A 950-nucleotide genomic window follows, 5' to 3' on the forward strand; every position below is an offset into this window, starting at 1 on the left:
TTTTGTTATACTCTTTACATGGCTTGTTAATAAATTCAATTGCTTGGGGGCAATATGAGACACAATAATATTCTCATTTCTTTTGAAGAAATGAAGCAATTTCTCAAGTTTCATTACAGACATTCACGGCTATATGGCCGTAACAAAGATAATGGCTGGGATGATGGATACGGTGACCGCATTGTAGAGGCTTATCATATCGATATCATTAACGGTAAGCGCTGCTATATCTCCCGGCATGAGCACCAGAAAGCTGATGGCTTAAGTTTCTCTTCCCAGGATGTATTCAACTATATTGGATACATTTCATCAAATGACACCCTCGAGGCTGAGCTTGAAGTGTTAAAAGAAATGCTAGGCACTGACAGTCAAACAGAACCTAAGTTAGGTAAGAGCTCACATGTTACTACTAAAGATTTGGCAAAACAGAAATATGCTATTTACACGAGAATTTTAAGCCTTCGACCTCGAGCTAAAGTTTCTTGAGGATTACCAGTATAAAGTTTTATTTCGTTCGGCAACTAGGAGCTAATCTTATGAGTAACAATATTATCGCTTTCTTATTAATAGCAGCACTTTCTCCCTCGGTCAGCGCGGTGGGTCAAATCGATGAGAACGTGAAATATACCTCAATACCAACGGTTCATCATCTGAACCAAAAGTAGTAGAGATACTTCAAAACCCCTCAAAAAAACTCAGTGTTAAGCACTGAGTTTTTTTTGTCCTGTGAACAAGATATTGAGATGAATTTTCTCTCCACTAATAGGGGTTCCCCCTAGTCGCCACCGAGGCCCACCCGCCGGACTTACCCCTGCATCCCTAAGGCTCGTTCCTCACCAAGTGCTGCCGCTCAAGGCTGTTGTCCACCAGCGCTAGGACATTGCCAACCAACCCCCGTTGTCACCGTCCTAGCAGAATGCTGGTGGCCATATGAATCGCCTTCGGCGAGC

Annotated in this window: 2 protein-coding genes; both read left to right on the plus strand. The window is 42.7% G+C overall.

What is annotated here, in order from left to right:
- Nucleotides 1–54 precede the first annotated feature (54 nt).
- Entirely contained in the window at nucleotides 55–486 is a 432-nt protein-coding gene (locus tag IQR33_RS18820) for a hypothetical protein (RefSeq protein ID WP_025636572.1), read from the plus strand.
- A gap of 50 nt (nucleotides 487–536) precedes the next feature.
- Nucleotides 537–665 (plus strand): hypothetical protein, encoded by a 129-nt coding sequence (locus tag IQR33_RS35190; protein WP_257390153.1) that lies wholly within the window; start codon nucleotides 537–539, stop codon nucleotides 663–665.
- Nucleotides 666–950 lie beyond the last annotated feature (285 nt).

It is taken from the genome of Vibrio sp. OPT46 (assembly GCF_015163535.1).
In the GTDB taxonomy this organism is placed as follows: Bacteria; Pseudomonadota; Gammaproteobacteria; order Enterobacterales; family Vibrionaceae; genus Vibrio; species Vibrio alginolyticus.